Origin of the sequence: Sphingomonas humi (assembly GCF_039536725.1) — a bacterium.
GTDB lineage: Bacteria > Pseudomonadota > Alphaproteobacteria > Sphingomonadales > Sphingomonadaceae > Sphingomicrobium > Sphingomicrobium humi.
Map to the genome: position 1 here is coordinate 665,864 of NZ_BAAAZD010000001.1, position 26,637 is coordinate 692,500.

The window sequence follows — 26,637 nt, forward strand, 5'->3', positions numbered from 1 at the left end:
CGATGCGCGAAGCCGGCCGTCCCCGCGAAGAGCCGCTCAGTCGCGGACCTCGACAATCGCGTCCACCTCGACCGCGACGCCGAGCGGGAGCGCCGGAACGCCGACCGCCGCGCGTGAATGGCGCCCGGCCTCGCCGAACACGTCCTGCATCAGCTCCGACGCACCGTTGGCGACTTTGGGCTGGTCGGTGAAGTCGGCACTCGAATTGACGAACACGCCAAGCTTGACGACGCGGCTGACCCGGTCGAGCGAGCCGCCGAGCGCTGCCTTGACCTGCGCCAGTACCATCAGCCCGCAGCGGCGAGCGGCGGCCTGGCCGGCTTCAAGGTCCATGTCCTCGCCCAGGCGGCCGGTGATCCGGCTACCGTCCTCGGCGAAGCTCACCTGCCCGGACACGAACAGCAAATTGCCGCTCTGCACGACGGGCACATAGGCCGCGACGGGGGCGGCTGCTTCGGGAAGGGTGATGCCGAGTTCGGCGAGGCGCTGGTCGATGCTCATGAATGTCCCGTTATGCTGTTTGGATCGTCATTGCGAGGAGCAAGGCGACGAAGCAATCCACTAAGGTGGCCACAAATCGCCTCGCCATGCCCGCGAAACGCGGCGGCGGCTTATTTGCGCGTCATTGCGAAGCCGGCCCAGCCCTGGCGGGTAGGCATCAGTTCGATCGAATTGAAATTGAGGTGGGCCGGCCGGCTTGCCACCCACAGGATCGTTTCGGCGAGGTCCTCGGCGGTCATCGGCTCGACCCCCGCATAAAGCGCGTCCGACGCCGCCTGGTCGCCGCCGTTGCGCACCACCGTAAATTCGGTTTCGGCCATCCCGGGCTCGATCGACGTCACCCGCACGCCGGTGCCGGCAAGGTCGTTGCGCAGCGCCAGGCTGAACTGGCGCACAAAGGCCTTGGTCCCGCCGTACACCGCGCCGCCGCGATAGGGATAGTTACCCGCGACCGACGACAGGTTCACGATCACGCCCTTCGCTTCGATCAGCTTGGGCAGGCAGGCACGGGTAAGGGCGACGAGGCCGGTGACATTGGTGTCGAGCACCGTCTGCAGATCTTCCCACTTGCTGTCCTGAAGGTCGGCCATCGGCGGCGCGAGCCCGGCGTTGTTGAGGAGGCAGTCGATCGCCCCCCATTCGCCGTCGAGCTGCGCCAGCGTCTCGACCTGGGCGAGGTCGCGCATGTCGATGCTGAGCGGCAGGAACGAGGCTCCCAGCTCCTCCTGCATCGCCTTGAGGCGTTCCTCGCGCCGGCCGGTGCCGATCACCCGCCAGCCGGCACCGACGAACGCCCGGGCGGAAGCGGCGCCGATCCCGGCGGTGGCACCAGTGATGAGGCAGGTCTTCATGGGGGTCAGCCTTCCAGTCTTTCGAGAATCCAGGGTGTGGCAAGTGCCCAGTCGTCGATCCGGGCATGGGCATGCTCGGCCTTGGCGGTCACCGCGGCAAGTCCGGGTTCCGCCACCATATGCAGCCGGTACGTCTCGGGCGAATGCTTGGCGACCGAGGCGTGGTGGACGGCAAGGTCGTCGACGAACACGCTTCGACCGGCGTGGTGGCGCTCGATGATGGCCTTGAGAGGAACGCCCTTGCCGCCGCTGTTGCAGACCACCTCGTGATGGATGCCGAACCGCGCCAGTTGCTCGATCCGGCCAAGGCGCGAATCCTCTCCAAGGTTGGTGAGGATGACGATGTCGGCCCGCTCGCCGATCGTCCCAAGCGCTTCGACCGCGCCCGGGACGATGGTCTGCCGGTGCATCTCGCTCGCGAAGAAGCCCCACAGATGCTCCCACACCTGTTCGGACGGCAGGACTTCGCCGCTGCCCTTTCGCTTGAGCGCGCTAGCCATGCTCCCGTCCTCGGGCCGGAACAGCTTGTCATGCTCCTCCTCCAGCCAGGCGGAAAAGTGACGAACCATGTGGAGCAGGACCTCATCACAGTCGGTGACGAGCAGGGGACGGGAATTCATGCTTCGAGAGCGCTCCTGGCGGCGACGAGTTCCTGGGGCTTTATCCCGAGCGCATCGGCCACCGCCAGAAGATCGGGCTCGTGATCTTCGAGGAAGCGGAGTACGGCCACCAGCACCGCGGGATCGGTGGCACGTTCGCGCAGGTCCTCGGGGGTCAAACCAGTCAACGACAGCAGCCGGGTCGCTCGAACTTCGTCTCCGAGTGAGACGGCAAGCGCCTGCAAGGCAACCGTTATGGAGTCAGTGTCGTTTGGGCTTCGCCGGATCATAGCCTATGATTATTGTATGAGGAGCGCCTGACGCATGGCGAGGATCTTGGTTGTCGAGGACAATAGCCTCAACATCAAGCTGTTCTGCGACCTACTCTCGGCGCACGGTCATGATGCGCGCCCGGTCACCGACAGCCGCGTCGCGCTGGACGAAGCGATGAGCTTTCGGCCCGACCTCATCATTACGGACATTCAGCTGCCCTATGTCAGCGGGCTCGACCTGATACGCGCGATCCGCCGCGAACCCGTGCTCGCCGAAGTGCCGATCATGGCGGTCACCGCCTACGCGGGCCAGGGTGACGGCGAGCGGATCCTTGCCACCGGGGCGCAGGCCTATGTGTCGAAGCCGATCTCGGTCGCCCGCTTCGTCCAGGAAGTCAGCGCGCTGCTTCCCAAGACGCCAGCCTTATAGCCTTTTGTGACGCCAGCCTGGCCGGGGTACGCTCACCGGGCCGAATCCCAACGCAAAGAAGGGCGCCGAAGCGCCCTCCAGCCGCTCGAGCGGCCGCATCTGCTGCAGGCCGGGCGTTCGCCCGGACCGCGCTTACTTGATCTTGGCTTCCTTGAAGTCGACGTGCTTGCGCACCACCGGGTCATACTTCCGGAAGGTCATCTTCTCGGTGATGTTCCGCGGGTTCTTCTTGGTGACGTAGAAGAAGCCGGTATCGGCCGTGCTGACGAGCTTGATCTTGACGGTTGCCGGCTTGGCCATCGTGGTGCACCCAAAAGTAGAAAAGGAAAGAGCGGCCCTGAAGCCGCCCGCATCGGCGCCCCATTGGCCGCGTGCAGCCCGCTTGTCAAGGTCATCGCCGCCTCACAGCGCCGTAACGGCGCCGTCTTCAACCTCTGTTTACCCTGTGGGCGCACTCTCCAGTGGCAGGCATGAGGTGAACCATGGGTGATTCGCTCGACGGCGTCCGAAACGAACTGCAGCAGCGGCTGCATGACCTGCGCACCCGCGCCCAGCGGCTGAGCCCGCTCGACATCCATGCGCGGATGGACGCGATCCGCGGCTGCGCGGACCAGGCGGGTCTTCACGCCATGGAAGGGCTCGCCCGGCTGTCGTCGCAATTGGCGCTGCTGCCCGGCTGCCGCGTCGCCACCACCGCCTGCCTCGACCATGCCGAGGACGCGCTGGCCGCCCGCACCCCGGCCGAGCATCAGGCAATCCTCGCGGCGGTCGCCACCCGGCTGCACTGACCTCCTCCCCCGCAATGACCATTGTGCGGAGGAACTAAGCCCGGGATATTCGTTACGCTTCGATGCGTGACTTTTCGCAGCTTCTCGATTCGCTCGTCTACACCCGCTCGCGGCTGGCCAAGCTCAAGCTCATCGGCGACTATCTGCGCCGGACCCCCGATCCCGACCGCGGCTACGCGCTTGCCGCGCTGACCGGCACGCTCGACATCCCGCACGTCAAGGGCGCCGTCATCCGCGCCCTCGCCTCCGAGCGCGTCGATCCCCTGCTTTTGCGGATGAGCCACAATTATGTCGGCGACCTTGCGGAGACGGTCTCGCTCCTGTGGCCCAGCCCGGAAGGGGAGCTCGACGATGGCACCATCACGATCAGCGAAGCGGTCCACCGCCTGAAGCAGGCCAGCCGATCCGATGCGCCCGCGGTGCTGGTGGCGATGCTCGACCATCTCGATGCACCGGGCCGCTATGCGCTGCTGAAGCTTGCCACTGGGGAACTGCGGGTGGGGATCAATGCCCGCAACGCCAAGCAGGCCTTTGCCGACGCCTTCGAACTCGATGTCGAGGCGGTGGAGGAAGTGTGGCACGGCCTTGCGCCACCCTATTCCGAACTGTTCGCCTGGGGCGAAGGCCGCGGCGCGCAGCCGACGGCCAAGGATATTCCGGTCTTCCGCCCCTTCATGCTCGCGCACCCGCTCGAGGATGCCGAGCTCGACCTCGATGCTTATGCCGCCGAATGGAAATGGGACGGCATCCGCCTCCAGCTGGTTCACGCAGGCGGCGAGACCCGGCTCTACAGCCGCACCGGCGATGACGTGACCCGCAGCTTTCCCGAAGTCGCCGAAGCCTTTCGCCTGCCCGCCGTTCTCGACGGCGAATTGCTGGTGCGCGGTGCGGGGCAGGGGCTCGACGAACATGGCGGGTCGGCAGCCAGCTTCAACGCGCTCCAGCAGCGGCTTGGCCGGAAAGTCGTCAGCGCCAAGACGCGCGAGGAATATCCCGCCTTCGTCCGCCTCTACGACCTGCTGTTCGACGGTGACGAAGACCTGCGCGCCCTGCCGTGGAGCGACCGCCGGGCGCGGCTCGAGGCGTTCATGGCGCGCCTTCCCCCCGACCGCTTCGACATCTCGCAGCTGATCGAAGCCGAAAGTTTCGCCGAGCTGGCCGAGATCCGCTCGGGCGCCCGCGATGCCGCGATCGAAGGCATGATGCTGAAACGCCGCGACGCGCCCTACGTCGCTGGGCGGCGCGTCGGCCTGTGGTACAAGTGGAAGCGCGATCCGCTGACCGCCGACTGTGTCGTCATGTACGCCCAGCGGGGGTCGGGAAAACGGTCGAGCTTCTATTCAGATTTCACCTTCGGCTGCTGGGCTGAGGATGGCGAGCTGCTGCCGGTCGGCAAGGCCTATATGGGCTTCACCGACGAGGAGCTGAAATGGCTCGATCGGTTCGTCCGCCGCCACACCGTCAACCGGTTCGGCCCGGTCCGCGAGGTCGAGAAGACCCTGGTATTCGAAGTCGCGTTCGATTCGATCCACCAGAGCAAGCGCCACCGGTCAGGGCTGGCGATGCGCTTTCCGCGAATCGCCCGCATCCGCAAGGACAAGCCGGCGCACGAAGCGGACAAGGTGGCGACCTTGCTGGCGATGGCGACCTAGAGGTGCTTTTCCAGCACCGTGAACTCGAGATCCTCGAACTGCGCGCCCGCATCGGGCCATTGCTCATAGGGGAAGGGCCGCCGCTCGCCGGTCGGCTGGTATCCGCGGCGGTGGTAAAAGGAGAGCAGTTCACGCCTGCGGCTGAACACCTGCATCTCCATTCGATGCGCGCCTCGCTCGTCCCTCGCATAGGCCTCGGCCGCTGCCAGCAAGCGCTTGCCGAGGCCCTCACCCTGGAGGGCGGGGTCGACCGTCAGCATGCCAAGGTACATGAGCTCATCGCTTAGCCGCACCAGTCGTACGCAGGCCCTGATGACGCCGCCGTCCCGCCACACCAGCAGATTCTCTCCGGCATTGAGAAATCCCTGCAGTTCCTCGACACTGGTCCGTGGGCCGGTCAGCAGGTCGGCCTCGTGGCTCCACCCGGCGCGCGCCGTCTCGCCGCGGTAGGCGCGCTCCACCAGCGCGTGGAGGGCGGGCAGGTCAGCCGGGGTCGCAGGTTCCAGCCGCATCGCTCAGCGCCGCTCCTCGTCGCCGAAGATCGCGACCTTGCGCCCGCTCGCGTCGGCCTTGCCGCGGTACATGCCGGCCGAGTTGAAGCTGTACGCCATCTCGCCCTTTGGCGTGACCACGATGACCCCGCCGCTGCCGTCGATCGCCGCCACTTCCTTCATCACGGTATCAGCCGCGGTCCCCGCATCCTCCTTCAAGAAGCGCATCCGGGCGCAGATTTCGTGGGCGACGCCGACGCGGATGAACATCTCGCCCGATCCCGTCGCCGACACCGCGCAGGCGCGATCATCGGCATAGGTGCCGGCACCGATGATCGGAGCGTCGCCGATGCGGTTCCAGCGCTTTCCGGTCATTCCGCCGGTCGAGGTCGCGGCGGCGACATGGCCGCTCTGGTCGAGCGCAACCGCCCCGACCGTGCCGTAGCGATATTCGAGGTCGAGTGCGGCGACGTCGGTTTTCTTGAATATCTCCAGCTGCTTGCGGCGATAGTCGGTCCCGAAATAGGAGGGATCGACCTGTTCGAGGCCCTTTTCCTTCGAAAAGGCGTCGGCGCCGGCACCGCTCAGCATGACGTGGTTGCTCGCCTCCATCACCTTGCGGGCAAGGCTGACGGGGTTCTTGCTGCGGGTGACCCCGGCCACCGCGCCAGCCGCGCGAGTCCGGCCGTCCATCACCGCCGCGTCGAGCTCGTTCTTCCCGTCGTAGGTGAAGACCGCGCCCTTGCCGGCGTTGAAATTGGGATCATCCTCAAGCACCCGCACCGCCGCCTCCACCGCGTCGAGCGAGGCGCCGCCCTTGCTCAGCACCGCCGCGCCGGCCGCCAGCGCGCGGTCTAGCCCGGCGCGGATTTCCTTTTCCTTTTCCGGGGTCAGCGCCGACCGCTCGATGACGCCGGCGCCGCCATGAATGACCAGCTTCCATTCTGCGGCTTGGGCGGGGGCAGTCATCAGCAGGGCTCCGATCAGTACAGCAAGGCGCATGGTTTCTCCCTTGAGAGAGGTGACCGCGGTCGATTAGCGCAACCGCAGCGCCCTTGCACTGTCTTCTAGTTCGATATATATTTGATATCAGATTAGGAGGCAAAGATGTCCAACCGGGGAACCATCGATCTTTCGTCCAGCGCCGAACGGCAGGCGCAGACATTCAGCGGCTATGCGATGCTGATTGCACTGCTGCTGGTGATTGCCGTGCAGCTGTTCGGAATTGCCCAGCTCATCGGCGACCGCGGCGGCGCTGTGGCCATGGCCGTCGTGCTGGTCGCGCCGGTGCTCATGGTCTTCCTGCTGTGCGGATTTTACATGCTGCAGCCCAACCAGGCCGCGGCGATCACCCTGTTCGGTTCCTACCGCGGAACCGACCGCGCGACCGGCCTTCGCTGGGTGTGGCCGTGGGAAATGCGGCGCAAGGTGTCGGTGCGTGCCAACAACTTCATTTCCGAGCGCATCAAGGTCAACGACCTGCGCGGCAACCCGATCGAGATGGCGGCACAGGTGGTGTGGCGCGTGGTGGATACGGCCCAGGCCCTGTTCGACGTCGACGACTACAAGGCGTTCGTCGCGGTGCAGGTGGAGGCGGGCATCCGCGCCATCGGCTCGCGCTATCCTTATGACGATTTCGAACATCTCGAAGTGACCCTGCGCGGCAACCACGACCAGGTCGGAGTCGAGCTTCGCCAGGAGCTTAACGCGCGCTTGTCGGTGGCCGGGATTAGCGTCGATGAATGCGGCTTCACCCATCTCGCCTATGCGCAGGAGATTGCGGGCGCGATGCTCCGCCGCCAGCAGGCGCAGGCTGTGGTGGCGGCGCGCAAGACGCTGGTCGAAGGCGCGGTCGGAATGGTCGAAATGGCGCTCGAACAGCTGTCGGCCAAGAACGTGGTCGAGCTCGACGACGAACGCCGCGCGGCGATGGTGTCGAACCTGATGGTGGTGCTGTGTGGTGAACGCGACACCCAGCCCGTCGTCAACACCGGCACGCTTTACCAGTAAGCCCGGTGGCGGAGCGCAAGGCCTTTCCCCTGCGGATCGACCCGGCCCTGTGGGCCGCGGTCGAGCGCTGCGCGACGGCCAATCTCCGCTCCGCCAATGCCGAGATCGAATGCCTGCTGCGCGAAGCGCTGAAAGCGCGCGGCGTGAAACTTGCCCCGCCGCAGCCGGTCAAGCGCGGGCGGCCGCCCAAGGAGACGGATGATGGATGACGGCCCGGCCTGGTTTGCCCCCAAGCGGCGCGGCTTCGGCTCCGGCCTGCCGATCGCCTGGCAGGGGTGGGCGCTGCTGATCGCCTACATCCTCGCCGTCCTCGCGCTCGGCCCCGTCGCCGAGCGATCGCTCCCGGCCTATCTCAGCGCGTTTACCGGCCTTACGGCCCTGTTCATGCTGATCTGCGCAAAGACCACGCCCGGCGGCTGGCGCAACCGCAAGTAGAGGATATCCTTTCATGCTTTCCATGCTCATTGCCGCTGCGATCGCTGCAGCTCCCCAGACCAGCGAGGTCACCGCGCCTGGGGCGCAGGGCGACCTTGCCGGAACCATGATCGACGCGGGCAAGGACGCGCCGCTGGTGCTGATCATCCCGGGTTCGGGCCCGACCGACCGCGACGGCAACAACAGCATCGGCAAGACCGGTACCTATCGCATGCTCGCCGACGGTCTCGCCAAGCGCGGCATTTCCTCCGTCCGCATCGACAAGCGCGGCATGTTCGGAAGCAAGGCCGCGGTTGCCGATCCCAACCAGGTCAGGATCGCCGACTATGTCACCGACGTGCGCAGCTGGATCTGGAAGCTGCGCGGCGACGACAGCAAGAAGTGCGTCTGGCTGCTCGGCCACAGCGAAGGCTCGCTGGTGGCGCTTGCCTCCGCGCAGAAGCCCGACGGCATCTGCGGCGTGGTCAGCGTGTCGGGCAGCGGGCGCAAGCTTGGCGACACCATCCGTGCGCAGCTTCGCGCCAGTCCCGCCAATGCCCCTGTCCTCGACCCGGCCCTGTCGATCCTCGATCGGCTGGAGAAGGGCACCAAGGTTCCGGAAGCCGAGATCCCGCCGCCGCTGCTGCCGCTGTTCCATCCGGCGGTGCAGGACTATCTTGTCGACCTGTTGTCGCAGCAGCCGCAGAAGCTCGCCGCCGGACTGACGGTGCCGCTGCTGATTGTGCAGGGCGAAACCGATCTTCAGACCAGTGTCGAGGATGCGAAGCTGCTCGCCGAAGCGCAGCCCAAGGCCAAGCTCGCACTCATCCCCGGGGTCAACCATGTGCTGAAGGCGGCTCCGATCGACCGGGCGGCAAACGTCGCTGCCTATCGTGATCCCGCCCTGCCGATCGCGCCGGCCGTCGTCACGACCATTGCCGACTTCGTGAAGTCGTGACGCCAGTTCCACCGCCGACCAGCGCGCGCGGGTGCTTAGTCGCCCCCGCCGCGCTTAGACTGCGGGGCCTTCCCGAGCAGTACCGCATCGTCGAGCATCCGCGCGAGGCGTAGCCCGCCCGCCACCACCTGCTCGCGAACCGCCGGGATCAGCGCCTGGAGCTTGGCTTCGTCGAGCACCGGCCGCTCGGTCTTGCCGCGCTCCCGGCAGGGATCGCCAAGGATGCTGGTGTAGGCAAAGGTGCGGCTGTTCTCCCACGCCTTGCGGCTCCAGTCCTCGACCGTCCCGCCAGCCAGTTCGGCCTTGCGCTCGGGGGTCAGACCGCCGAGCAGCCCCTGAACGCCACCCGGAGGCGTCGTGACCGCGCGCTCGGGGATCCAGCCGTCCCAGATGCCGTGAAGGTTGGTCCGGCCGGCGACGATGCCGTAGGTCACAGGCACGTCATTGCCGCCCCGATCGCCCCGATCGCCGCCGTGCATCGGCTGCGCGAGATCGCCGACGAAGTGGGTGAGATAGGCCAGCGCCATCACCCGTTCGCGCACCGGCAGCTTCTTGTCCGCCAGCAACCGCGCGTTGCGTTCGATCTGCGCCGACACGCAATTGCCGTCCTTGCACGCCTCGCGCAGGCTGAAGGGCTTGCAGACGTTGACGTTCTGATAGTGCCAGCTCGACTGATAGCTGAAGCGGTCGCCCATCGGCTTGATGCAGTCGGCCCAGACGCTTGCGTCCTCCAGCGTGCCGACCGGGCATTCGGGCGTTTCCAGCCGCCCGCCTTCGCGCATAAGGGCTTTGAGCTTGGCCCGGGTCTCGGGCTTCACTTCGGCCCAGGCGATGCTGGCCACCATGCGGTGGGTATATTCCCAATAGGCTGCGGCGGGCGCGGCGGCGGTCAGCGCAAGAAGCGCTGCGATTAGTCTGATGATCGGCACGGGTCGCTTCTTAGCCGCGCGTCCGGGGCGGCGAAAGCCCGCCTTGGTTCCGTCATGGACCGGCTCTATATGACGGCTCATGTCCGGACTTCGCCCCTGGCGCCATATCGAGCGCCGCCAAAGCCGTCAGATCATGGTCGGCAACGTGCCGGTCGGCGGCGACGCGCCGATCACCGTCCAGACCATGACCAACACCCTGACTTCCGACGCCAAGGCGACGATCAACCAGATCCGTCGCTGCGAGGAGGCCGGGGCCGACATCATCCGGGTCTCCTGCCCGGATGTCGAAAGCACCGCGGCCCTGCGCGAGATCGTCCGCGCCTCGACCGTTCCGATCGTCGCCGACATCCATTTCCACTACAAGCGCGCGCTCGAAGCCGCCGACGCCGGCGCCGCCTGCCTGCGGATCAATCCCGGCAATATCGGCAGCAGTGAGCGGGTCGCCGAAGTGGTCCGCGCCGCCAAGGCCAATGGCTGCGCGATCCGCATCGGGGTCAATGCCGGAAGCCTCGAGAAGGACCTGCTCGAAAAATATGGCGAGCCCTGTCCCGAAGCGCTGGTCGAAAGCGCCCTCGATCACATCCGCATCCTCGAGGATCATGACTTCCGCGAATATAAGGTCGCGGTGAAGGCGAGTGACGTCTTCCTTGCGGTCGCGGCCTATACCGAGCTTGCGGCGCAGGTCGATTGCCCGCTCCACCTCGGGATCACCGAAGCGGGCGGCCTGATCGGCGGCACTGTCAAAAGCAGCGTCGGGCTTGGCATGCTGCTGTGGAGCGGGATCGGCGACACCGTCCGCGTTTCGCTCTCGGCCGAGCCCGAGGAGGAAGTCCGGGTCGGCTACGAACTTTTGAAGGCCCTCGGCATCCGCAGCCGCGGGGTCCGGGTCATCTCCTGCCCGTCCTGCGCGCGGCAGGGCTTCGACGTCATCCGCACCGTCGAGAAGCTCGAAGAGCGCCTCCAGCACATCCGCACCCCAATGAGCCTCAGCGTCCTCGGCTGCGTTGTGAACGGCCCCGGCGAAGCGCGCGAGACCGACATCGGTGTCACCGGCGGCGGTAACGGCAAGCACATGGTCTATCTGTCGGGCGTCACCGACCATCATGTGGCGGACGAAGGCATGGTCGACCACATCGTCCGGCTGGTCGAGGCCAAGGCGGCGGAAATCGAAGCCGCCAACGCTGCCGCCGAACCCGTCGCGGCGGAGTAGCCACACTTTCTTTACCGCGTGGGGCCTAGCCTCCGCGTCATGTTCCGGGCCGCGATCCTCCTTGTCGTTGTCGCCACGATCGTCGGCACCCTGATGCCGTCGCGGCGGCCATCGCCGGCGACGGCCGGGGCCGACTCCCGGCAGACGACGATGGTGCCCAGCGCTAGCGCTACCCCCGCGCCCGGCTCATCCGACCTTGCCATGGCGGCGCAGGCAAGCGGCGGCGAGGTCCGCCTGACCCGCCGCGGCGATGGTCATTTCTATGCGACTGTCGAGATCAACGGAATTCCCGTCGAGTTCCTCGTCGATACCGGTGCGACCGCCATCGCGATGACCCAGGCCGACGCGCGCCGGGCCAGCGTCCCGCTCGGCGGCGCGCGCAGCTATGTCGGCGAAGGGGCGGGCGGCGCGTTGCAGGGCGAATTCGTCCGCCTCGGCCGGGTGCAGCTTGGTGACCAGTTGGCGACCGACATGACCGCGGTGGTGATCGAAGGCGCTTCCGCCAACCTCTTGGGTCAGACCTTCCTCACCCGCTTCAGCGAAGTGAACGTCCGCGGCGACACCATGACCTTGCGCTGACTTGGCCAAGCCTCGGGCAGGCTCTAGGGCCCGCCCATGCGGCCGCCCTCCCACCTCTTGCCCGTGCTGGCGGCGCTTGGCGGGGTCGCCTTCTTCGCGCTGATGGATGCGGCGATGAAGGGGCTCGCGGTGGCGCTCGGCGCATATGTCGCGATGCTGTGGCGGCAGGCCTTCGGGACGTTCCTTTCCGCGCCTTTCTATTTCGCCCGGCGGCAGGGCTGGCCGGGCCGGGCGGCGCTTCGCATCCACGTGCTGCGCGGCGGCGTCACCGCCCTGATGGCCGTGCTGTGGTTCTACGGCCTTGCCCGACTGCCGATGGCCGAGGCGATCGCCATCGCCTTTATCGCGCCGCTGCTCACCCTCTATCTCGCGGCGGTCCTGCTTGGCGAGAAGGTTGACCGGCAGAGCATATTTGCCTCGCTCCTCGGCCTTGCCGGAATGGCGGTGCTGGTCGCCAGCCGGATCGGCGCGCCGGGGGAACGTCACCTCGACGGGGTCGCCGCGATCCTCGCCTCGGCCGGGCTCTACGCCTGGAACCTCATCCTGCTGCGGCAACAGGCATTGGTCGCGCAGCCTGCCGAGGCGACCTTTTTCCAGTCGCTGGTGTCGGGAAGCTGGCTGCTGCTCGCCTTGCCGGCCGCGTGTCTGATCCTGCCGGGGATCGACCTGGTGCCCGCACCGGAACAGCTCGGGCTGCTCGCCTTTGCCGCGCTGCTCACCATCATCAGTCTCGCGCTTCTCAGCTGGGCCTATGGCCGGGCCGAGGCGCAGCGGCTGGTCGCGACCGAATATAGCGGTTTCATCTGGGCCGCGATCCTCGGCGCCCTGGTCTACGGCGAGCGGCTGACCCTCAGCACCCTTGCCGGCGCGCTGCTGATCGTCGGCGGCTGCCTGCTCGCCGCGCGCAAGCCGCGCCACGCTTCCCCAATGGTCGAAAGTGCTGCCTGATGGCCTGGTTGCTGCTTATCCTTGGCGGGCTGTTCGAGGTCGGTTTCACCACGTCGCTTCGATTCGTGGACGGCTTCCGCAATCTTCCGTGGACGGCGGCCTTCCTCGTCAGTGTGACGCTGTCGATGGGGCTGCTCGAGCGTGCGGCGCGCGAGATACCGATGGGAACCGCTTATGCCGTGTGGGGCGGGATCGGCGCGATCGGTACGGTGGCGGTCGGGATGCTCTTCTTCGATGAGCCGTCGACCACCATCCGCCTGCTTCTCATCCTTGTCGTCGTGGCCGCGATCGCCGGGCTCAAACTGACCGCCTGAAGCGCCCCCCGTCTTTGCGAGCGCAGCGAAGCAATCCAGCGCGTCAATCGCTGGATCGCCTCGCCAGTGATCAGCGCCGCTGCGGCTCGAGCGCCGGAGCGATCTCGGGCGAGCTCTCGATGCTCGGCAGCAGGCCGGGCCGGGGGAACGGCCCGCGGACCTGCTCGAAGGCGAAGCCGAACTTCAGCAGCTGCCCGTCCGACCATTTTGGCCCGACGAAGCTGAGGCCCACCGGAAGTCCGCGCTGCAGCCCCATCGGAACGGTGAGGTGCGGATAGCCCGCAACCGCCGCCATCGATCCCACCGCATTGCCGCCGGGCGACACGTCACCATGCACCGCATCGATCTTCCATGCCGCCGGCCGCGTCGGAAAGACGATTGCGTCCACGCCCGTCAGCAGCCGGTCGAGATCGGTGCTGGCGATCCGCAGGCTGTTCGCCCGCGCCTTCTTGTAGGCGGGGTCGGCGAGGCCCTTGGTCTTCTCCGCTTCCTCGAAGGTGTCCTGCCCGAACAATGCCATTTCGCTCGCCGCATTCGCCTTGTTGAAGGCGATGAGGTCGGCGAGGCTCTTGGGACCGGTGGCCGGGCTGCCCTTCAGATAGGCGTTCATTCCGGCCTTCAGTTCGGTCAGCAGCACCGCATATTCATCGCCGCCGTAATTGCCGGTCGGCTTGAACTGCTTGATCTCGACCAGTTCGGCGCCGGCCTGCCTGAGCCGGTTCAGCGCTTCGTCGAACAGGGCATCGGTCCCGAACCCGGCGGCAAAGCGCAGGACGGCGATCTTCTTGCCCTTGAGCGCGTCGGGGGAGAGGCCTTCGAAATATTTCGTCCTGTGCTTGTCTGCGTCGGCGGTCGCCGGGTCGGCCGGGTCGGTGCCGGCGATCACCGACAGCAGTTCGGCCGCCTGCGAAACGGTGCGGGTCATCGGCCCGGCAGTGTCCTGGCTTTCGCTGATCGGTACGATGTGCGTTCGGCTGACGAGGCCCATGGTGGGCTTCAGGCCGACCACGCCGTTCATGCTGGCGGGGCAGGTGATCGACCCGTCGGTTTCCGACCCGATCGCATAATCGACATAGCCGGCGGCCACGGCCGCGCCGCTCCCGCTCGAACTGCCGCAGGTATTGCGGTCGAGCGCATAGGGGTTGCGGGTCTGACCTCCAACCGCACTCCACCCCGAAATGCTACTCCCCGACCGGATGTTCGCCCATTCGCTGAGGTTGGTCTTGCCGATGATGACGGCGCCGGCTGCGCGCAGGCGGGTGACGATCGGCGCGTCGCGGCCGGTGTTGTTGCCCGCAAGCGCAAGGCTCCCGGCGGTGGTCGGCAGGTCGCGCGTCTCGATATTGTCCTTGAGCAGCACGGGCTGGCCATGCAGCCATTCGTCGTCGCGCGGCGCGGCTTCCTTCTTTGCGAGGCCCTCCGCCTCGGCGGTCGGGCTGAGTGCGATCACCGCGTGAAGTTGCGAGTCGGCGGCCTTGATCCGGGCAATCGCATCGGCAGCCTCGCCCTTTTCGTCTTCCAGCGGAGGCGGTGGCGGCGTTCCCGGCGGGGGCACGCGATCGGCCTCGGCGCCCGGCGGTGTCGGCAGCGTGACCTCGATCGGAGACTTGGCGGCACATCCGCCAAGCAACAGGGCGGCGAGGGTCAGGAAACGCGGTCCGCTTGTCAAAGCATGCCTCCGGTTGGTCGAAAGTCTGGGGTGACAGACATTTCAGGTTCATCGCAGGCGCACAAGCCGCCGGAACGTTCCTGCTTCCACCGCACTAAGGGTGACATGACCAAAGCTTTTCTTCTCGCTTCCGCTGCCTTGCTGTCCTCGCCCGCCTGGGCACAGGTCGCTCCTGCACCTGAACCCGCCCCTGCGCCCGCGCCTGCAGCGGCGGCCCAGCCCACCGACGAGGAAGGCGAGGAAGTCGATCAGGAAGTGACGGTCACCGGCCAGCGCCCGCGCGGATCCGTGGTCGGAAACATCCCGCCCGAAAACGTGCTCGACAGCCGCGACATCCGCGCCACCGGTGCAACCAGCATCGCCGAACTGCTAGATGCCATCGCAACCCAGACCGGAAGCGCGCGCGGCCGCGACAGTGGACCGCCGGTGGTCCTTCTCAACGGCCAGCGCATCTCGGGCTTTCGCGAATTGCGCGATCTTCCGCCCGAAGCGATCCAGCGCACCGAGATCCTGCCGGAAGAAGTAGCCCTCAAATATGGATACGCTGCCGACCAGCGGGTGGTGAACATCGTGCTTCGCCGGCGCTTCAATTCGACGGCGGTGGAAGTCGGCGGACGCGTCGCGACCGACGGAGGCTATGCAACAGGCCGGGCGGATTTCGGCAAGCTCATCATCAGCGACAATACCCGGACTTCCGGCAACCTCCGGCTGGAAGGCAACAATCCGCTGTTCGAGACCGAGCGGAACATCGGCGTTCGCGTCGAGGACACGATCGACACTCGTCCCTTCCGCACCCTCGTCGGCGCGGGCCAGACCGCGCGCGTGTCGGGAACGTTGAGCCGGCCCGTGTCCAAGATCTTCAACGGCACGCTGACGGGAGAGGCCGAGCGGCGGAATGGCAGCAGCGGCCTTGGTCTCCTGTCCGGCAATTACCTTCGCCGCGAGACCAGTGGCACGACCTTCGGCCTTGGCGGATCGCTGAATGGTCAGGTCGGGAAATGGCGACTGTCGTCGACCGCCAATGCCGAACAGGTGAAGAGCGAATCGGAGACCGCCCTGCGCGGCGACCTCAGCGAATCGACCCGTCAGTCGATCATCCTCGATGCGACCGCCAACGGGCCGCTGCTGACGCTGCCTGCCGGGACGGCGAACATCACCGCCAAGGTCGGCGCCAGCGCACTCGGCATCGACAGCCGCAGTCGCCGCGCGGGTGTCGTCACGCCGTCCAATTTCAGTCGTGCCATCGTCGAGGGATCGGCCAACGTCGACCTGCCGCTGACCGACCGCGCTTCGGCGATCGGGCGGCTGACCGCTAACTTCAATGGCGGGCTGCGCTATCTCGACGATTTCGGCACGCTCACCAGCGTTGGGGCTGGACTGAACTGGTCGCCCGCGCCGCGCGTCAGCCTGCTTGCAAGCTGGACCCGCGAGGAAGGGGCTCCAAGCCTCCAGCAGCTTGGCGATCCACTGCTCGAAACCAGCGGCGTGCCCTTCTTCGATGCCCGTAACGGCGTGACCGTGCCGGTGACCACCATCACCGGCGGAAACCGCAATCTTGAGTCCGATTCGCGCAACGTGTTCAAGATCGGCGGCAATTGGCAGCCGCTCGAGAGCCCGAGCCTTAGGCTTCGCGCCGAATTCATTCGCCAGACGGTCGACAATCCGCAGATCAGCTTCCCGGCCGCGACGGCTGCGCTCGAGCAGGCTTTTCCGACCCGCTTCCAGCGCGACGCATCGCTGCGCCTGATCAGCGTCGACCTGCGACCGGTGAACGCCGAGCGGTCGACCCGCGAGACGTTCCGCTGGGGTTTCGATGTCACCAAGACCCTGCGGACCCAGCGGCCTTCGCAGCAAACCATCGGCCGCCTGGTCGACCGGGCTCGCCAGTCGGGGCTGATCCCCGGCACTCCTCCCGCTGGCGCTGGCGCTGGCGCTGGCGCGGGAGCGGGAGCGGGCGGTGCCGCGGCGCCTGCGCCAACCGTGGTCGTGCGCGACGGTGAAGGGCCAGCTGGCGGCCGGCCAGGCGGCGGTGCCGGTGGCGGCGGGTTCCGATTTGGTGGCCCGGGTGGCGGCGGCGGCGGTGGCGGTGGCGGACCGTTCGGGGCCGGTGGCCGCGGCGGGCGGCTGACCCTTTCGGCCACGCATACGGTCACCTTCACCGACCAACTGGTGATCGGGCCGGGCCTTCCGGTGCTCGACTATCTCAATGGGGAAGTGCTGAATGCCAGCGGCGGGCGCGCCCGCCATCAGGTCGAGGCCGAAGGCGGCTATTACAACAATGGTCTAGGACTAAGGCTGTCGGCTGACTGGCGCAGCGCGACCCGGCTGTCGTCGGCCGGGCAGGACCTGCGCTTCTCTCCCTATGCGACCTTCGACCTTCGCGCTTTCGCCAATCTCGGCGAGCGCCTGGACTTGGTGACCAAGGTCCCCTTCCTGCGCGGCAGCAGTGTGCGGTTCGAGGTGAACAACATCTTCAATGCCCGGCCACAGGTGAATGGCGCTTCGAGCAGCATTCCCTTCGCCTACCAGCCCGACCGGCTGGAGCCGATCGGACGGACAGTCGGGATTACCTTCCGCAAGCTGTTCGTGCCGCAGCGCTTCATCCGCCGCGTGATCCAGGAGAATCGCGCCGGTGGCGGGCGTCCGGACGAGTGAGCGAGGGGCTTAGAACCCCTCCTTTTGCGCCCGCTCCAAGCCTTCGGTGATGATCCGCATGGCGTCCTCGCGGCCGCCCCACTTGCCGACCCGGGTCCACTTCTCGGGCTCGAGGTCCTTATAGTGGGTGAAGAAGTGGGCGATCTGGTCGAATACGATCTTCGGCAGGTGATCGCCCTCGGTGACGTCCTCGTAATAAGGGGTGGTCTTGACGTCGGGCACGGCGAGCAGCTTCTCGTCGCCGCCGGCCTCGTCCTCGAGGAACAGCACGGCGACCGGGCGCGCGCGAACCACGCAGCCGGGCATGAACGGCCAGCGGTTCATCACCAGGCAGTCGAGCGGATCGCCGTCCTCGCCGAGCGTGTGAGGGATAAAGCCGTAATTGGCCGGATAGCGCATCGCCGTGTGGAGGATGCGGTCGACGAAGATCGCGCCCGACTTCTTGTCGAACTCATACTTCACCGGCTCGCCGCCGATCGGCACCTCGATGACGACGTTGATGGATTCGGGCGGATTGGCGCCCGCCGGCACGAGGTCGAGGTTCATTTTGGCTCCAGAAGGATATCGAGTGCGCCCTTGCCCGTACCGACCTTGGCGAAGCGCGGATGACGCAGGCCATCGGCGTAGTTGATGGACACGGTACGCACCGCATTACCACGCTTGTAGGTCAACCGGATCGGTGTGGTTGTGCCCTTGGCATCGCGAATGGCGTTGCGCAAGGCGTCGTTGGAATAGGCCCGCTCGCCGATCGCAAGCAGTTCATCGCCAACCCGCAGGGCCGCTGCAAAGGCCGGAGTGCCCCAGCGGACGCCGGTCAACTTGGAGTCCTTGACCACCACGCCAAGCGAATAGGTGAAGTCGGCATTGCCGCCGGTGCTTTCCCGCGCCTTCCAGGCGGCGGTCGGCGTATCGGTGAAGGTCAGCTGATAGCCCGACCTGGTGAACCCCTCGAGCGGCGCGCGAGGACGGACCGCGTCGACCCGGTCGGCCAGGAACTTCGTCCAGTCGTACGGATACACCTTGTTCAGGGTCGCGATCACGTCCTGGCGAGTGTAGAGCAATTCGCCCCAGTCGCCGTCGTTGACGCCGAAGAAGGCCTTGGCGAAGTCGTCCATTCCGCGCTTGTTGGCGGTCCCGCCACGGATGATCGCGTCGGCCTCCAGCCAGATCAGCATGCCTTCGTTGTAATAATCCTCGCTGCGCTGATAGCTGCCCCACGGTTCGGGCGCGCGGTTCTGGATGATCGGGTCGTTGGTGGTGTCAAGCAGCGGCCGCCAGCTCCTGCCGGGCAAATCATCGAGGCTCGCCGCGACGATCGCCAGCTTGTCGAGCACGTCGGCCTTGCTGCTCATGCCCGAACGGGCCTCGAGGACATTGCCCCAGAACTGCGTCTGGCCTTCATAGACCCACAGCAGGCTGTTGCGCATCGGCGTCTGGAAGTCAGGCGTGAACAGGTCGGCGCCGCGGCGATACTTGCCGTTCCAGCTGTGCACGAATTCGTGCGGGAACACGTTCCGGTCGAGCAGCCGGTCGGCATAATCGGTGTAATAGCCGAGCGAGCTGTCGATCTCGGTCGAGCGGTGATGCTCGAGCCCGATGCCGCCAAGTTCGTCGGTGACCGCGTTCAGGATGTCGTAGTGGTCGAAGTGCCGCGCGCCGAACAGCTTTACCGCCTGGTCGACCATCGCGCGATGCTTGGCCAGCACGTCGGCGGGAATCTTCAGTTCCTCAGGCGCGTCGGCAACGCTGTTGAGCGTCACGCCATGGCCAAGTTCGTCCTTGCGAAAATAGCGGCCGGCGAACACCGGCGAATCGACCAGCGTCTCGTACGACACCACCCCGTAGCGGATGCGGTTGCCGGAACCCTCGGCAGCGCCGGCGGGGCGGAGCGCGGTCGCGGCCTGCCAACTGGTGGGAAGGACCAGCGTCGCTTCGACCGGAATGCGGCGCGTGTAATAGCCGGCCGGGTAGAGGGAGACATTCTCCCACTGGATGTTGCTGATCGCGGGGGTGACGACGATTCGGCCCTGGTTGGGCTGAGTCGGGGACAGGAATTCGAAACGGGCTTCGATCGCCTGTGTGTCCCCAGGCACCGTTACCCGGTAGCCGCTGGTCTCCACCGTGTCGCGTGTCCACGGCAGGATCGCGCCCTCTGCGGTGCGGATGACGAGGCCGGCAAGCTTGTCGGGTTTCTGGTCGGGGCCGTGCGCGCCGGGCAGCCAGCGCGGAAGCAGCAGAACGAGGTCGCCCGGGCCGGCCACCGGAATGACCTGCCTGACCTTGAGGATCGCGCGATCGGTATCGGTCGCATCGACTTCCAGCCGCATCGTGCCGGGGTAGGGAATGTCTCGCGCAGCGGGCACGCTGTTCACCGGCAGGATCGCCTGCGGGGCGCTGTTCTGGGCGAGGGCGGGACTGGCGGCGAGCACCGTGGTGCCGAGGGCCGCTGCAAGAAGCAGGGTACGCATGGCGCCCGCCTAGCCATGGCGGCGCTCAGCCGCTAGTGGCGGCGCGCAAGTTTATGGCGCAAATCCAGACCCCCCAACCCGTCCGCGGCATGCAGTCGCTCCTCGGCGAGGAAGCCGACCGCTTCGCGCACGTCGTGTCGACCTTCGACAAGGTGCGCCGGCTGTTCGGTTTCCGCCGCGTCGAAGTGCCCGTGCTGGAGCCGACCGCGGTGTTCGCCCGCTCGCTTGGCGAGACCACCGACGTCGTCTCCAAGGAGATGTACACCTTCGAGGATCGTTCGGGCGACAGCGTCACCCTGCGACCCGAATTCACCGCGGGGATCGCGCGTGCCTTCCTGACGGAGGGCTGGCAGCAATATGCGCCGCTCAAGGTCGCGACCCACGGCCCCGCCTTCCGCTATGAACGGCCGCAAAAGGGGCGTTTCCGGCAATTCCACCAGCTCGACGCCGAGATACTTGGAGCCGCCGAACCGCAGGCCGATGTCGAGGTGCTGAGCTTTGCCTCGCAGCTGCTCTCCGAACTGGGTGTCGGCGGCAACGTCGTGTGCAAGCTCAACACGCTCGGCGATCCGGCGACCCGCGCTGCGTGGCGCGACGCGCTTCACGAGCATTTCGCGTCGCACCGCGCGGACCTTAGCGAAGACAGCCGCGACCGGCTCGATCGCAACCCGGTCCGGATTCTCGACAGCAAGGCACACGCCGACTGGCCGATCGTCGATTCGGCACCGGTCATCGACGACTTCCTGACCGCCGAAGCGAGCGACTTTTTCGCTGCGGTGACCGCCGGGCTCAACGCTGCCGGAGTGACGTGGGAGCGCGCACCGCGGCTGGTGCGCGGGCTCGATTATTATCGCCACACGGCATTCGAATTCGTGACCGACGCGCTTGGCAGCCAGGGCACGGTCCTGGCTGGTGGACGCTACGACGGCCTGGTCGAGGCACTGGGCGGTCCGCACACGCCCGCGATCGGCTGGGCGGCGGGCATCGAGCGGCTGTCGATGCTGATCGACGCACCGCAGCCCGACCGGCCGACCGCGGTGATCGTGCCGATGGGCGCCGCGGCCGAACAGGCGGCCGTCGCCATCCTCGCCAATCTTCGCCGCCAGGGCATCGTTGCGGACATGGCGTGGCGCGGCAACATGAAGAAGCGCATGGCCAAGGCTGCGTCATCGGGAGCGGGCCATGCCGTGATCCTTGGCGACAGCGAGATCGAAAGCGGCACCGCGCAGGTCAAGAACCTCGCCACCGGCGACCAGCGCGCGGTCGCGCTCGACATGCTTCACGCGGCGTTCGACGCGTGACCGCCATCTCCTCGGAGCGGATCGCCCAGATCGAGGCGAAGCGGCAGGAATTGTCGGAAGCGATGGCGTCGGGTGACCTTTCCCCCGACACCTTCGTCCGCCTCAGCAAGGAATATGCGCAGATCGAGCCGGTCGCGGCCGCGGCGCGCGAGGTGCGCCGGCTGCGCGCCGAGCGCGAAAGCCTTGGCGCGATGACCCGCGACGGCGACGAGGAGCTTCGGGCGATGGCCGCCGAGGAACTGGCCCTGATCGAAGAGAAATTGCCGCAGGCCGAGCGCGCGCTGGCCCTGCAGCTTCTGCCCAAGGACAGCGCCGACGAACGTGCGGCGATGCTCGAGGTCAGGGCAGGCACGGGCGGCGACGAGGCGGCGCTGTTCGCAGGGGACCTCCTTCGCATGTACCAGCGCTTCGCCGATGAGAATGGCTGGAAGTTCGAGCTGATCAGCGCGTCTCAGTCGGAAGTCGGCGGCTACAAGGAAGCCGTCGCCTCGATCAACGGCAATGGCGTGTTCGCGCGCCTCAAGTTCGAAAGCGGCGTGCACCGCGTGCAGCGTGTTCCCGCAACCGAAAGCGGCGGGCGCATACACACCTCGGCGGCGACGGTTGCGGTGCTTCCCGAGGCCGAGGAAGTCGACGTGCAGATTGACGACAAGGATTTGCGCATCGACGTCTATCGCTCGTCGGGGCCGGGCGGACAGTCGGTCAACACGACTGATTCGGCGGTCCGCATCACCCACTTGCCGAGCGGGCTGGTGGTCATCCAGCAGGACGAAAAGAGCCAGCACAAGAACAAGGCCAAGGCGCTGAAAGTGCTGCGGACCCGCCTGTTCGAACTGGAACGCGAGCGGCTGGCAAGCGAGCGGGCCGGCGCGCGGCGGTCGATGGTCGGATCGGGCGACCGTTCGGAGCGCATCCGCACCTATAATTTCCCGCAGGGGCGGGTGACCGATCACCGGATCAACCTGACCCTCCACAAGCTGCCCGAGATCCTCGAGGGTCCGGGTCTCACGGAACTGACCGAAGCGCTGATCGCCGAGGACGAAGCGCAGCGGCTGGCCGGGCTCGAAGAGCAGTGATCCGCGCATGAATCCAGCCGAGCGGGCGCTGCACGAAGCGGTGCGGCGGCTTCCCAACTGCACCGATACGCCGCGGCTCGATGCCGAAATCCTGCTCGCGCACGCCTTCGGGATCGAACGCGATGCGCTGATCCTCAACCCGCCCGCTGGCCCGGTCCCGGACAGCTTCGAGGAGCTGTTGCAGCGGCGCTGCGCGGGCGAGCCGGTGGCCTATATCGTTGGCCGCCGCGCCTTCTGGAACATCGAGCTGGAGGTCGGCCCCGGCGCGCTGATCCCACGACCGGACAGCGAAACGCTGATCGCCGCGGCGATCGAACATTTTGCGGGCAGCGACGGCCCCGAACGCATTCTCGACCTCGGTACAGGTCCCGGAACCCTGCTGCTCGCCGCACTCGACCAATGGCCGCGCGCGACGGGGCTCGGCATCGACGCCAGCGCGGCGGCGCTTGGCTATGCGCGGCGCAACGCCGAACGGCTCGGCATCGCGCCGCGCGTGCAGTTCCGACGCGGCGACTGGGCGAAGTCGGTGACCGAACGCTTCGACCTGCTGCTGTGCAACCCTCCCTATGTCGCGCAGGGCGCCGTGCTTGGCCCGGGGGTCGCCGAGCACGAACCGGCCGAAGCGCTGTTCGCGGGGCCGGACGGGCTGGACGATTACCGCCAGCTTGCGCCGGAGATTGCGCGGCTGCTGGCGCCGGGCGGCCTGGCGGCGATCGAGATCGGTTTCGACCAGGGCCAGAGCGCTGCTGCGCTGTTCGCTGCACAGGGCCTCAGGCCCGCACTTGCGCATGACCTTGCCGGGCGTGAGCGGGCGCTGCTGATCCGGGCCGACGATTAGGACTTGGAAAAGGCGTTCGCCGCCGCTACATCTTGTCGCAGCACCGGTCCGCTTTGAGGAGCCGACTGGGGCCACCCCCTCAGACATCTTCCGGTTTCGCGGCCTTTTGGCGCGGCAACGAGGACGAAAAGGGGCTCCGGGCAACGAGCGGTTCGTGTCCCGGCACCGCAGCTCACGCGCTTTGAGGATTTGTTCGGCGCCAGTGGTCAAGGAACGTCACGCTTGATGAACAATCGCCAGGGCGGCCGCCGTCGCGGTCGTGGGGGTCAGCAGCCGCGGGGTCTCGGGGGAGGCGGCGGTGGCGGCAACGGTCGCGAGCAGCGGAGCCGCGGCAATGCCGCGCAGCTGCTCGAGAAGTACAAGAACATGGCGCGCGACGCGCAGCTTGCCGGCGACCGGGTCCAGACCGAATATTACCTCCAGTTCGCCGACCACTATTTCCGCGTGCTGGGCGAAACCCGCTCGCGTTTCGAGGACCAGCGTCCCTCGCGTGACGACGAGGATGATGACGGCGACGAGGATTCGTTCGACGGCGACGGCGAGGACGATGGCTTCGACGCCCCGCAGCAGCGCCAGGAACGGCCCGATCGGCAGGAGCGCCAGCCGCGCGGCGACCGCTACGAACGACGTGATCGTCGTGACGAGCGCCCGCGTGAGGATCGGCCCCGTGAGGACCGTCCGCGTGAAGAGCGCGCCCGTGACGAGCGGCCGCGCGAGGATCGCCCCCGTGAGGATCGTCCGCGCGAAGAGCGTCCGCGCCGCGAGCGGCAGGAGCGCCGTCCGCGTGACGAGGAGCAGGTCCAGCCGCAGGAGCAGGTCTCGGAAGCCGAAGGTAGCGGCATCGCCGACTTCCTACCGCCGGCGATCGGTCCGGTAAGCGACGTGACGGACGAGGCCGAGGCCCCGCGTCCTCGCCGCCGCACCCGTCGCCCCCGCGTCGAAGACAATGACGAAGGCGTCGCCCCCGCCGCCTGACCGATAGCCGCGCCGCTCGGCAGAACGAGCCGTAGCGTCGTTCAGTTGACGATCATGTAACATTGTTACAGGCTTCTTCCCTGCTTTGGGAAGGAGCCTGTGCATGCGCTTGATCGTGGCTTTGCTGGCGGCCGCTGCCGCGCCTCTCGCTGCGCAGTCGACATCGCCGCAAGCCATCCCCGCGCCCGAGGCGAGCGCGCAGGGCGATGTCGCGGTTACCATCTACAACAATGACCTCGCGCTGGTTCAGGACCGGCGCGAACTGTCGCTTCCGGCTGGCCGCTCGCGGCAGGAATTCCCCGACGTGTCGGCGCGGATCCGGGCGGAAACCGTGACGCTGGCCGGCAGCAACATCGGCATCATCGAGCAGAATTTCGACTACGACCTGCTCAGCCCGGCCGCGCTGATGCAGAAGGCGGTGGGCGAGACGATCACCCTGGTCAGGGTCAATCCCGCGACCGGCGCCGAAACGCGCGAGCGGGCACGGGTGCTGGCGGCCAATGGCGGGGTCGTCCTGCAGATCGGCGACCGGATCGAGGTGCTGCGCGACGACGGGCTCCCCGTCCGGGTCATCTTCGACAAGGTGCCAGAAGGCCTGAGGCCGCGCCCGACGCTGTCGGTGACGATGAATGCGCCCAAGGGCGGCCGGCAGCCGGTGACGCTGACCTACCTGACGCCGGGCCTCGCCTGGGATGCCGACTATGTGGCGCTGTTCGATGAAGCGGCAGGCCGGATGGACGTTCAAGGCTGGATCACCCTCAACAATCAGAGCGGCACCGCTTACCGCAACGCCGACGTGGTGCTGGTTGCGGGGGCGGTCGGGACAGGGGCGGGACAGGGTACGCCCGACCGCTATTTCGGTGCGCCGCAGCCACCCTCTCCCCCGCCGATGCGCGGTGCGGGGACTGAGACGGCCGGGCGGGAGCGGGTCGGTGACTTCTACCTCTACCCGCTCCCGCAGCGGACCACGATCGCACAGGCGCAGCAGAAGCAGGTAAGCTTCCTCGACGTGTCAGGTACCCCGGCAAGCCGTGCGTATGAGTATCGCAATTCCTGGCTCGGCACCGCCACCCAGCCGGTCAGCGCCAATTCGGTGCTGCGCTTTTCGACCGGGCGCACCCAGGGCCTCGGCGATGCGCTGCCGGCAGGCACGGTGCGGGTCTATCAGCGCGATACGCGCGGCACGCCGCAATTCGTCGGCGAATCACGGATCGGGCACACACCGATGGGCAGCGATCTCGGGCTGACCACCGGGCAGGCCTTCGATATCAAGGTCCAGCCGGTCGTCGAGCAGCGGACGCGCCTGAGTTCGGACGCAAGCCGCTGGCGGACGCAGATGCGCTACCGCCTCACCAACGCCTCGCCGAGGGCGGTGACGGTGGTGCTGTTCCAGGATGGCCTGTGGGGCGACACGCGGATCACGGCGGAAAGCCAGAAGAGCGAGCGCAACAGCGCCGACGCGGCGATCTGGCGGGTGCAGGTCCCCGCGAATGGCGAAGCGAGCGTGACTGCCACCTTCGATTCGCGCTTCTAGGGGCGATGCGCGCCGCCGCGCTCCTTGCGCTCTGCCTTGCCGCACCGGTCGCGGCGCAGAATGTCGTCACCTCGCCTGCGCCCGACCGCGTCGGAGTGACCATCTACCGCGACCTTAGCCGCGGCGACCAGCGGCCCGACCGCAATTGGCTGAACGGCTATGCGCTGATCAGCGAAACGCGGACGATCGCTATTCCGGCGGGCGAATCCGAGCTTCGCTTCGAAGGCGTGGCGAGCGGGATCATTCCGCAAAGCGCCATCATCGGCGGGATCCCCGAGGGCCTGGTCGAGCGCAACCGCGATGCGCTGCTGCTGTCGGCGGGCAGCCTGGTCGATCGTGCGCTCGGACAGCGGGTCAACCTGCGCCGAACCGACAAGGCCACCGGCAAGGTTTCCAGCGAAGATGCGGTGGTGCGCTCGGGCAGCGATGGCGGAGTCGTGCTGCAAACCGCCAGCGGGATCGAGGCGCTGCGCTGCACCGGGCTGAACGAAACCCTACTCTACGACCGCGTACCCGCCGGACTGTCGGCGCGGCCGACGCTGTCGGTGAAGGTGCGGGCCCGCCAGCCGCTCAGCGCGACGGTGACCCTGTCCTACCTCGCAAGCGGGTTCGACTGGCAGGCCGATTATGTCGCGATCCTTTCGCCCGACGAGCGCACGCTTCAGTTGCAGGCCTGGCTGACGCTGGCGAGCACCGACGACACCAGTTTTGTCGGCGCGACCACGCAGGCGGTTGCGGGGCGGGTCAATCGCGAGGCCGCCGAGGTTCCGCCTGCCCAGGCGCCCGAGCTTCGGCTGCAATGCTGGCCCCAGGAAACGACCAGCGATGTCGGTAGCATCGCGCCGACCTCGGCCTTCGACGGGGTGCCACCGCCTCCGCCGCCGCCGCCGCCGGCCCCGGCGGCGATGATGAGCCGTGAGATCGTGGTCACCGGATCGCGCATGACCGCCGAGCGCGAACGGCTGGGCGACCTCCAGCTGTATCGCATCCCCGAACCGGTGACGGTGGCGGCGAGGGCGCAGAAGCAGGTCGGCCTGCTCGACCAGCCGTCGGTACGGGTGCAGCCGGTATACCGTTTCGCGATCGATGCCGGAGAGACGGCGGCCGAATCGGCCGGTCAGCTCGTCCTGCGCAGCACCAACCGCGAAGCCGAGGGTCTTGGCCTTCCGCTGCCC

The 26,637-nt window shown here is 67.2% G+C and carries 29 protein-coding genes (1 of these 29 running past the window's edge); 18 read left to right on the forward strand and 11 right to left on the reverse strand.

Annotated features, from left to right (window positions below; translation table 11 throughout):
• Positions 1–36: 36 nt before the first annotated feature.
• The 4 genes from ABD729_RS03270 to ABD729_RS03285 all read right to left on the reverse strand — a co-directional run bounded on the left by ABD729_RS03270 (position 37) and on the right by ABD729_RS03285 (position 2,241).
• Positions 37–501, reverse strand: coding sequence for a RidA family protein (locus ABD729_RS03270; RefSeq protein ID WP_344708724.1), 465 nt, complete (start codon positions 499–501; stop codon positions 37–39).
• A 110-nt stretch (positions 502–611) separates the two neighbouring features.
• Complete coding sequence (locus tag ABD729_RS03275) at positions 612–1,352, reverse strand: SDR family NAD(P)-dependent oxidoreductase (protein ID WP_344708725.1); 741 nt, start codon at positions 1,350–1,352, stop codon at positions 612–614.
• Positions 1,353–1,357: 5 nt separating this feature from the next.
• Positions 1,358–1,972: an HAD family hydrolase gene (locus ABD729_RS03280; protein ID WP_344708726.1), complete on the reverse strand. Its 615-nt coding sequence runs from the start codon at positions 1,970–1,972 to the stop codon at positions 1,358–1,360.
• The gene (locus ABD729_RS03285; protein WP_344708727.1) at positions 1,969–2,241 is read right to left on the reverse strand and encodes a DUF3572 domain-containing protein; all 273 of its coding nucleotides are present in this window, start codon (positions 2,239–2,241) and stop codon (positions 1,969–1,971) included. The genes ABD729_RS03280 and ABD729_RS03285 overlap by 4 nt, the downstream gene beginning before the upstream one ends.
• Positions 2,242–2,275: 34 nt before the next feature.
• Between ABD729_RS03285 and ABD729_RS03290 the strand changes: the two genes are divergently transcribed.
• Complete coding sequence (locus ABD729_RS03290; protein WP_344708728.1) at positions 2,276–2,653, forward strand: response regulator; 378 nt, start codon at positions 2,276–2,278, stop codon at positions 2,651–2,653.
• A gap of 132 nt (positions 2,654–2,785) precedes the next feature.
• Here the strand turns inward: ABD729_RS03290 and rpmG are convergent, their stop codons facing one another.
• Positions 2,786–2,953, reverse strand: coding sequence for a 50S ribosomal protein L33 (gene rpmG / locus ABD729_RS03295; protein ID WP_295371181.1), 168 nt, complete (start codon positions 2,951–2,953; stop codon positions 2,786–2,788).
• 182 nt (positions 2,954–3,135) lie between these two features.
• Between rpmG and ABD729_RS03300 the strand changes: the two genes are divergently transcribed.
• Both ABD729_RS03300 and ABD729_RS03305 read left to right on the forward strand, forming a co-directional pair.
• Entirely contained in the window at positions 3,136–3,441 is a 306-nt protein-coding gene (locus tag ABD729_RS03300) for a hypothetical protein (RefSeq protein WP_344708729.1), read from the forward strand.
• 62 nt (positions 3,442–3,503) lie between these two features.
• The gene (locus ABD729_RS03305) at positions 3,504–5,093 is read left to right on the forward strand and encodes a cisplatin damage response ATP-dependent DNA ligase (RefSeq protein WP_344708730.1); all 1,590 of its coding nucleotides are present in this window, start codon (positions 3,504–3,506) and stop codon (positions 5,091–5,093) included.
• On the opposite strand, the gene ABD729_RS03310 is transcribed toward ABD729_RS03305, so the two are convergent.
• Positions 5,090–5,605, reverse strand: coding sequence for a GNAT family N-acetyltransferase (locus tag ABD729_RS03310; protein WP_344708731.1), 516 nt, complete (start codon positions 5,603–5,605; stop codon positions 5,090–5,092). The genes ABD729_RS03305 and ABD729_RS03310 overlap by 4 nt on opposite strands.
• A 3-nt stretch (positions 5,606–5,608) precedes the next feature.
• Positions 5,609–6,586, reverse strand: coding sequence for an isoaspartyl peptidase/L-asparaginase family protein (locus ABD729_RS03315; protein ID WP_344708732.1), 978 nt, complete (start codon positions 6,584–6,586; stop codon positions 5,609–5,611).
• 105 nt (positions 6,587–6,691) lie between these two features.
• On the opposite strand from ABD729_RS03315, the gene ABD729_RS03320 reads away from it, so the two are divergent.
• Genes ABD729_RS03320 through ABD729_RS03335 form a run of 4 tightly spaced genes read left to right on the forward strand, consistent with a single transcriptional unit; the run spans position 6,692 to position 8,966 of the window.
• Positions 6,692–7,594 carry an SPFH domain-containing protein gene (locus ABD729_RS03320; RefSeq protein ID WP_344708733.1) on the forward strand — a complete coding sequence of 301 codons (903 nt, stop codon included), beginning with the start codon at positions 6,692–6,694 and terminating at the stop codon, positions 7,592–7,594.
• A 5-nt stretch (positions 7,595–7,599) separates the two neighbouring features.
• Positions 7,600–7,803, forward strand: coding sequence for a type II toxin-antitoxin system antitoxin (locus ABD729_RS03325; RefSeq protein WP_344708734.1), 204 nt, complete (start codon positions 7,600–7,602; stop codon positions 7,801–7,803).
• Positions 7,796–8,029, forward strand: a complete 234-nt coding sequence (locus tag ABD729_RS03330) for a hypothetical protein (RefSeq protein WP_344708735.1) — start codon at positions 7,796–7,798, stop codon at positions 8,027–8,029. Before ABD729_RS03325 ends, ABD729_RS03330 begins: the two co-directional genes overlap by 8 nt.
• A 13-nt stretch (positions 8,030–8,042) precedes the next feature.
• Complete coding sequence (locus tag ABD729_RS03335) at positions 8,043–8,966, forward strand: alpha/beta hydrolase (protein WP_344708736.1); 924 nt, start codon at positions 8,043–8,045, stop codon at positions 8,964–8,966.
• 35 nt (positions 8,967–9,001) lie between these two features.
• Here the strand turns inward: ABD729_RS03335 and ABD729_RS03340 are convergent, their stop codons facing one another.
• Positions 9,002–9,895 carry a S1/P1 nuclease gene (locus ABD729_RS03340; RefSeq protein WP_344708737.1) on the reverse strand — a complete coding sequence of 298 codons (894 nt, stop codon included), beginning with the start codon at positions 9,893–9,895 and terminating at the stop codon, positions 9,002–9,004.
• Between the two features lie 79 nt (positions 9,896–9,974).
• Here ABD729_RS03340 and ispG point away from each other — a divergent pair, with 79 nt between their 5' ends.
• From ispG to ABD729_RS03360, 4 genes are read left to right on the forward strand one after another with little or no spacing between them, the layout of a single operon-like run.
• Positions 9,975–11,105 carry a flavodoxin-dependent (E)-4-hydroxy-3-methylbut-2-enyl-diphosphate synthase gene (gene ispG, locus ABD729_RS03345; RefSeq protein ID WP_344708738.1) on the forward strand — a complete coding sequence of 377 codons (1,131 nt, stop codon included), beginning with the start codon at positions 9,975–9,977 and terminating at the stop codon, positions 11,103–11,105.
• 39 nt (positions 11,106–11,144) lie between these two features.
• Positions 11,145–11,684, forward strand: a complete 540-nt coding sequence (locus ABD729_RS03350; RefSeq protein ID WP_344708739.1) for a retropepsin-like aspartic protease family protein — start codon at positions 11,145–11,147, stop codon at positions 11,682–11,684.
• 36 nt (positions 11,685–11,720) lie between these two features.
• A complete protein-coding gene (locus ABD729_RS03355) occupies positions 11,721–12,632 on the forward strand; it encodes a DMT family transporter (RefSeq protein WP_344708740.1) in 912 nt (303 codons plus the stop codon).
• Entirely contained in the window at positions 12,632–12,946 is a 315-nt protein-coding gene (locus tag ABD729_RS03360) for a DMT family transporter (RefSeq protein WP_344708741.1), read from the forward strand. The genes ABD729_RS03355 and ABD729_RS03360 overlap by 1 nt, the downstream gene beginning before the upstream one ends.
• Positions 12,947–13,016: 70 nt before the next feature.
• On the opposite strand, the gene ABD729_RS03365 is transcribed toward ABD729_RS03360, so the two are convergent.
• Complete coding sequence (locus ABD729_RS03365) at positions 13,017–14,615, reverse strand: amidase (RefSeq protein WP_344708742.1); 1,599 nt, start codon at positions 14,613–14,615, stop codon at positions 13,017–13,019.
• 105 nt (positions 14,616–14,720) lie between these two features.
• On the opposite strand from ABD729_RS03365, the gene ABD729_RS03370 reads away from it, so the two are divergent.
• The gene (locus ABD729_RS03370) at positions 14,721–17,270 is read left to right on the forward strand and encodes a TonB-dependent receptor (RefSeq protein ID WP_344708743.1); all 2,550 of its coding nucleotides are present in this window, start codon (positions 14,721–14,723) and stop codon (positions 17,268–17,270) included.
• 9 nt (positions 17,271–17,279) lie between these two features.
• Here the strand turns inward: ABD729_RS03370 and ppa are convergent, their stop codons facing one another.
• Both ppa and ABD729_RS03380 read right to left on the reverse strand, forming a co-directional pair.
• Positions 17,280–17,816, reverse strand: a complete 537-nt coding sequence (ppa, locus tag ABD729_RS03375) for an inorganic diphosphatase (protein WP_344708744.1) — start codon at positions 17,814–17,816, stop codon at positions 17,280–17,282.
• Positions 17,813–19,738, reverse strand: a complete 1,926-nt coding sequence (locus ABD729_RS03380; RefSeq protein WP_344708745.1) for a M61 family metallopeptidase — start codon at positions 19,736–19,738, stop codon at positions 17,813–17,815. The genes ppa and ABD729_RS03380 overlap by 4 nt, the downstream gene beginning before the upstream one ends.
• A 53-nt stretch (positions 19,739–19,791) precedes the next feature.
• Here ABD729_RS03380 and hisS point away from each other — a divergent pair, with 53 nt between their 5' ends.
• The 6 genes from hisS to ABD729_RS03410 form a co-directional block, all read left to right on the forward strand.
• Positions 19,792–21,039 (forward strand): histidine--tRNA ligase, encoded by a 1,248-nt coding sequence (hisS, locus tag ABD729_RS03385; protein WP_344708746.1) that lies wholly within the window; start codon positions 19,792–19,794, stop codon positions 21,037–21,039.
• A complete protein-coding gene (prfA, locus tag ABD729_RS03390) occupies positions 21,036–22,115 on the forward strand; it encodes a peptide chain release factor 1 (RefSeq protein WP_344708747.1) in 1,080 nt (359 codons plus the stop codon). Before hisS ends, prfA begins: the two co-directional genes overlap by 4 nt.
• A 7-nt stretch (positions 22,116–22,122) precedes the next feature.
• Complete coding sequence (gene prmC, locus ABD729_RS03395; protein WP_344708748.1) at positions 22,123–22,953, forward strand: peptide chain release factor N(5)-glutamine methyltransferase; 831 nt, start codon at positions 22,123–22,125, stop codon at positions 22,951–22,953.
• A gap of 225 nt (positions 22,954–23,178) precedes the next feature.
• Entirely contained in the window at positions 23,179–23,928 is a 750-nt protein-coding gene (locus ABD729_RS03400) for a DUF4167 domain-containing protein (protein ID WP_344708749.1), read from the forward strand.
• 103 nt (positions 23,929–24,031) lie between these two features.
• The gene (locus ABD729_RS03405; RefSeq protein WP_344708750.1) at positions 24,032–25,462 is read left to right on the forward strand and encodes a DUF4139 domain-containing protein; all 1,431 of its coding nucleotides are present in this window, start codon (positions 24,032–24,034) and stop codon (positions 25,460–25,462) included.
• Positions 25,463–25,467: 5 nt separating this feature from the next.
• A protein-coding gene (locus ABD729_RS03410) for a DUF4139 domain-containing protein (RefSeq protein ID WP_344708751.1) crosses the window boundary here: on the forward strand, positions 25,468–26,637 show its 5' portion. Its footprint extends 339 nt past the window's final position; the window shows 1,170 of its 1,509 coding nt (coding positions 1–1,170); the start codon lies at positions 25,468–25,470; the stop codon falls past the right edge of the window.

Coding starts and splice junctions, on each gene's coding strand:
- ppa (WP_344708744.1), bottom strand. CDS start 17,816: ATGAACCTCGACCTCGTGCCGGCGGGCGCCAATCCGCCCGAATCCATC.
- prmC (WP_344708748.1), top strand. CDS start 22,123: ATGAATCCAGCCGAGCGGGCGCTGCACGAAGCGGTGCGGCGGCTTCCC.
- ABD729_RS03320 (WP_344708733.1), top strand. CDS start 6,692: ATGTCCAACCGGGGAACCATCGATCTTTCGTCCAGCGCCGAACGGCAG.
- ABD729_RS03405 (WP_344708750.1), top strand. CDS start 24,032: ATGCGCTTGATCGTGGCTTTGCTGGCGGCCGCTGCCGCGCCTCTCGCT.
- ABD729_RS03400 (WP_344708749.1), top strand. CDS start 23,179: ATGAACAATCGCCAGGGCGGCCGCCGTCGCGGTCGTGGGGGTCAGCAG.
- ABD729_RS03360 (WP_344708741.1), top strand. CDS start 12,632: ATGGCCTGGTTGCTGCTTATCCTTGGCGGGCTGTTCGAGGTCGGTTTC.
- ABD729_RS03350 (WP_344708739.1), top strand. CDS start 11,145: ATGTTCCGGGCCGCGATCCTCCTTGTCGTTGTCGCCACGATCGTCGGC.
- ABD729_RS03370 (WP_344708743.1), top strand. CDS start 14,721: ATGACCAAAGCTTTTCTTCTCGCTTCCGCTGCCTTGCTGTCCTCGCCC.
- ispG (WP_344708738.1), top strand. CDS start 9,975: ATGTCCGGACTTCGCCCCTGGCGCCATATCGAGCGCCGCCAAAGCCGT.
- hisS (WP_344708746.1), top strand. CDS start 19,792: ATGGCGCAAATCCAGACCCCCCAACCCGTCCGCGGCATGCAGTCGCTC.
- ABD729_RS03380 (WP_344708745.1), bottom strand. CDS start 19,738: ATGCGTACCCTGCTTCTTGCAGCGGCCCTCGGCACCACGGTGCTCGCC.
- ABD729_RS03275 (WP_344708725.1), bottom strand. CDS start 1,352: ATGAAGACCTGCCTCATCACTGGTGCCACCGCCGGGATCGGCGCCGCT.
- ABD729_RS03335 (WP_344708736.1), top strand. CDS start 8,043: ATGCTTTCCATGCTCATTGCCGCTGCGATCGCTGCAGCTCCCCAGACC.
- ABD729_RS03305 (WP_344708730.1), top strand. CDS start 3,504: ATGCGTGACTTTTCGCAGCTTCTCGATTCGCTCGTCTACACCCGCTCG.
- ABD729_RS03310 (WP_344708731.1), bottom strand. CDS start 5,605: ATGCGGCTGGAACCTGCGACCCCGGCTGACCTGCCCGCCCTCCACGCG.
- ABD729_RS03285 (WP_344708727.1), bottom strand. CDS start 2,241: ATGATCCGGCGAAGCCCAAACGACACTGACTCCATAACGGTTGCCTTG.
- ABD729_RS03330 (WP_344708735.1), top strand. CDS start 7,796: ATGGATGACGGCCCGGCCTGGTTTGCCCCCAAGCGGCGCGGCTTCGGC.
- ABD729_RS03280 (WP_344708726.1), bottom strand. CDS start 1,972: ATGAATTCCCGTCCCCTGCTCGTCACCGACTGTGATGAGGTCCTGCTC.
- ABD729_RS03300 (WP_344708729.1), top strand. CDS start 3,136: ATGGGTGATTCGCTCGACGGCGTCCGAAACGAACTGCAGCAGCGGCTG.
- ABD729_RS03270 (WP_344708724.1), bottom strand. CDS start 501: ATGAGCATCGACCAGCGCCTCGCCGAACTCGGCATCACCCTTCCCGAA.
- ABD729_RS03355 (WP_344708740.1), top strand. CDS start 11,721: ATGCGGCCGCCCTCCCACCTCTTGCCCGTGCTGGCGGCGCTTGGCGGG.
- rpmG (WP_295371181.1), bottom strand. CDS start 2,953: ATGGCCAAGCCGGCAACCGTCAAGATCAAGCTCGTCAGCACGGCCGAT.
- ABD729_RS03290 (WP_344708728.1), top strand. CDS start 2,276: ATGGCGAGGATCTTGGTTGTCGAGGACAATAGCCTCAACATCAAGCTG.
- ABD729_RS03315 (WP_344708732.1), bottom strand. CDS start 6,586: ATGCGCCTTGCTGTACTGATCGGAGCCCTGCTGATGACTGCCCCCGCC.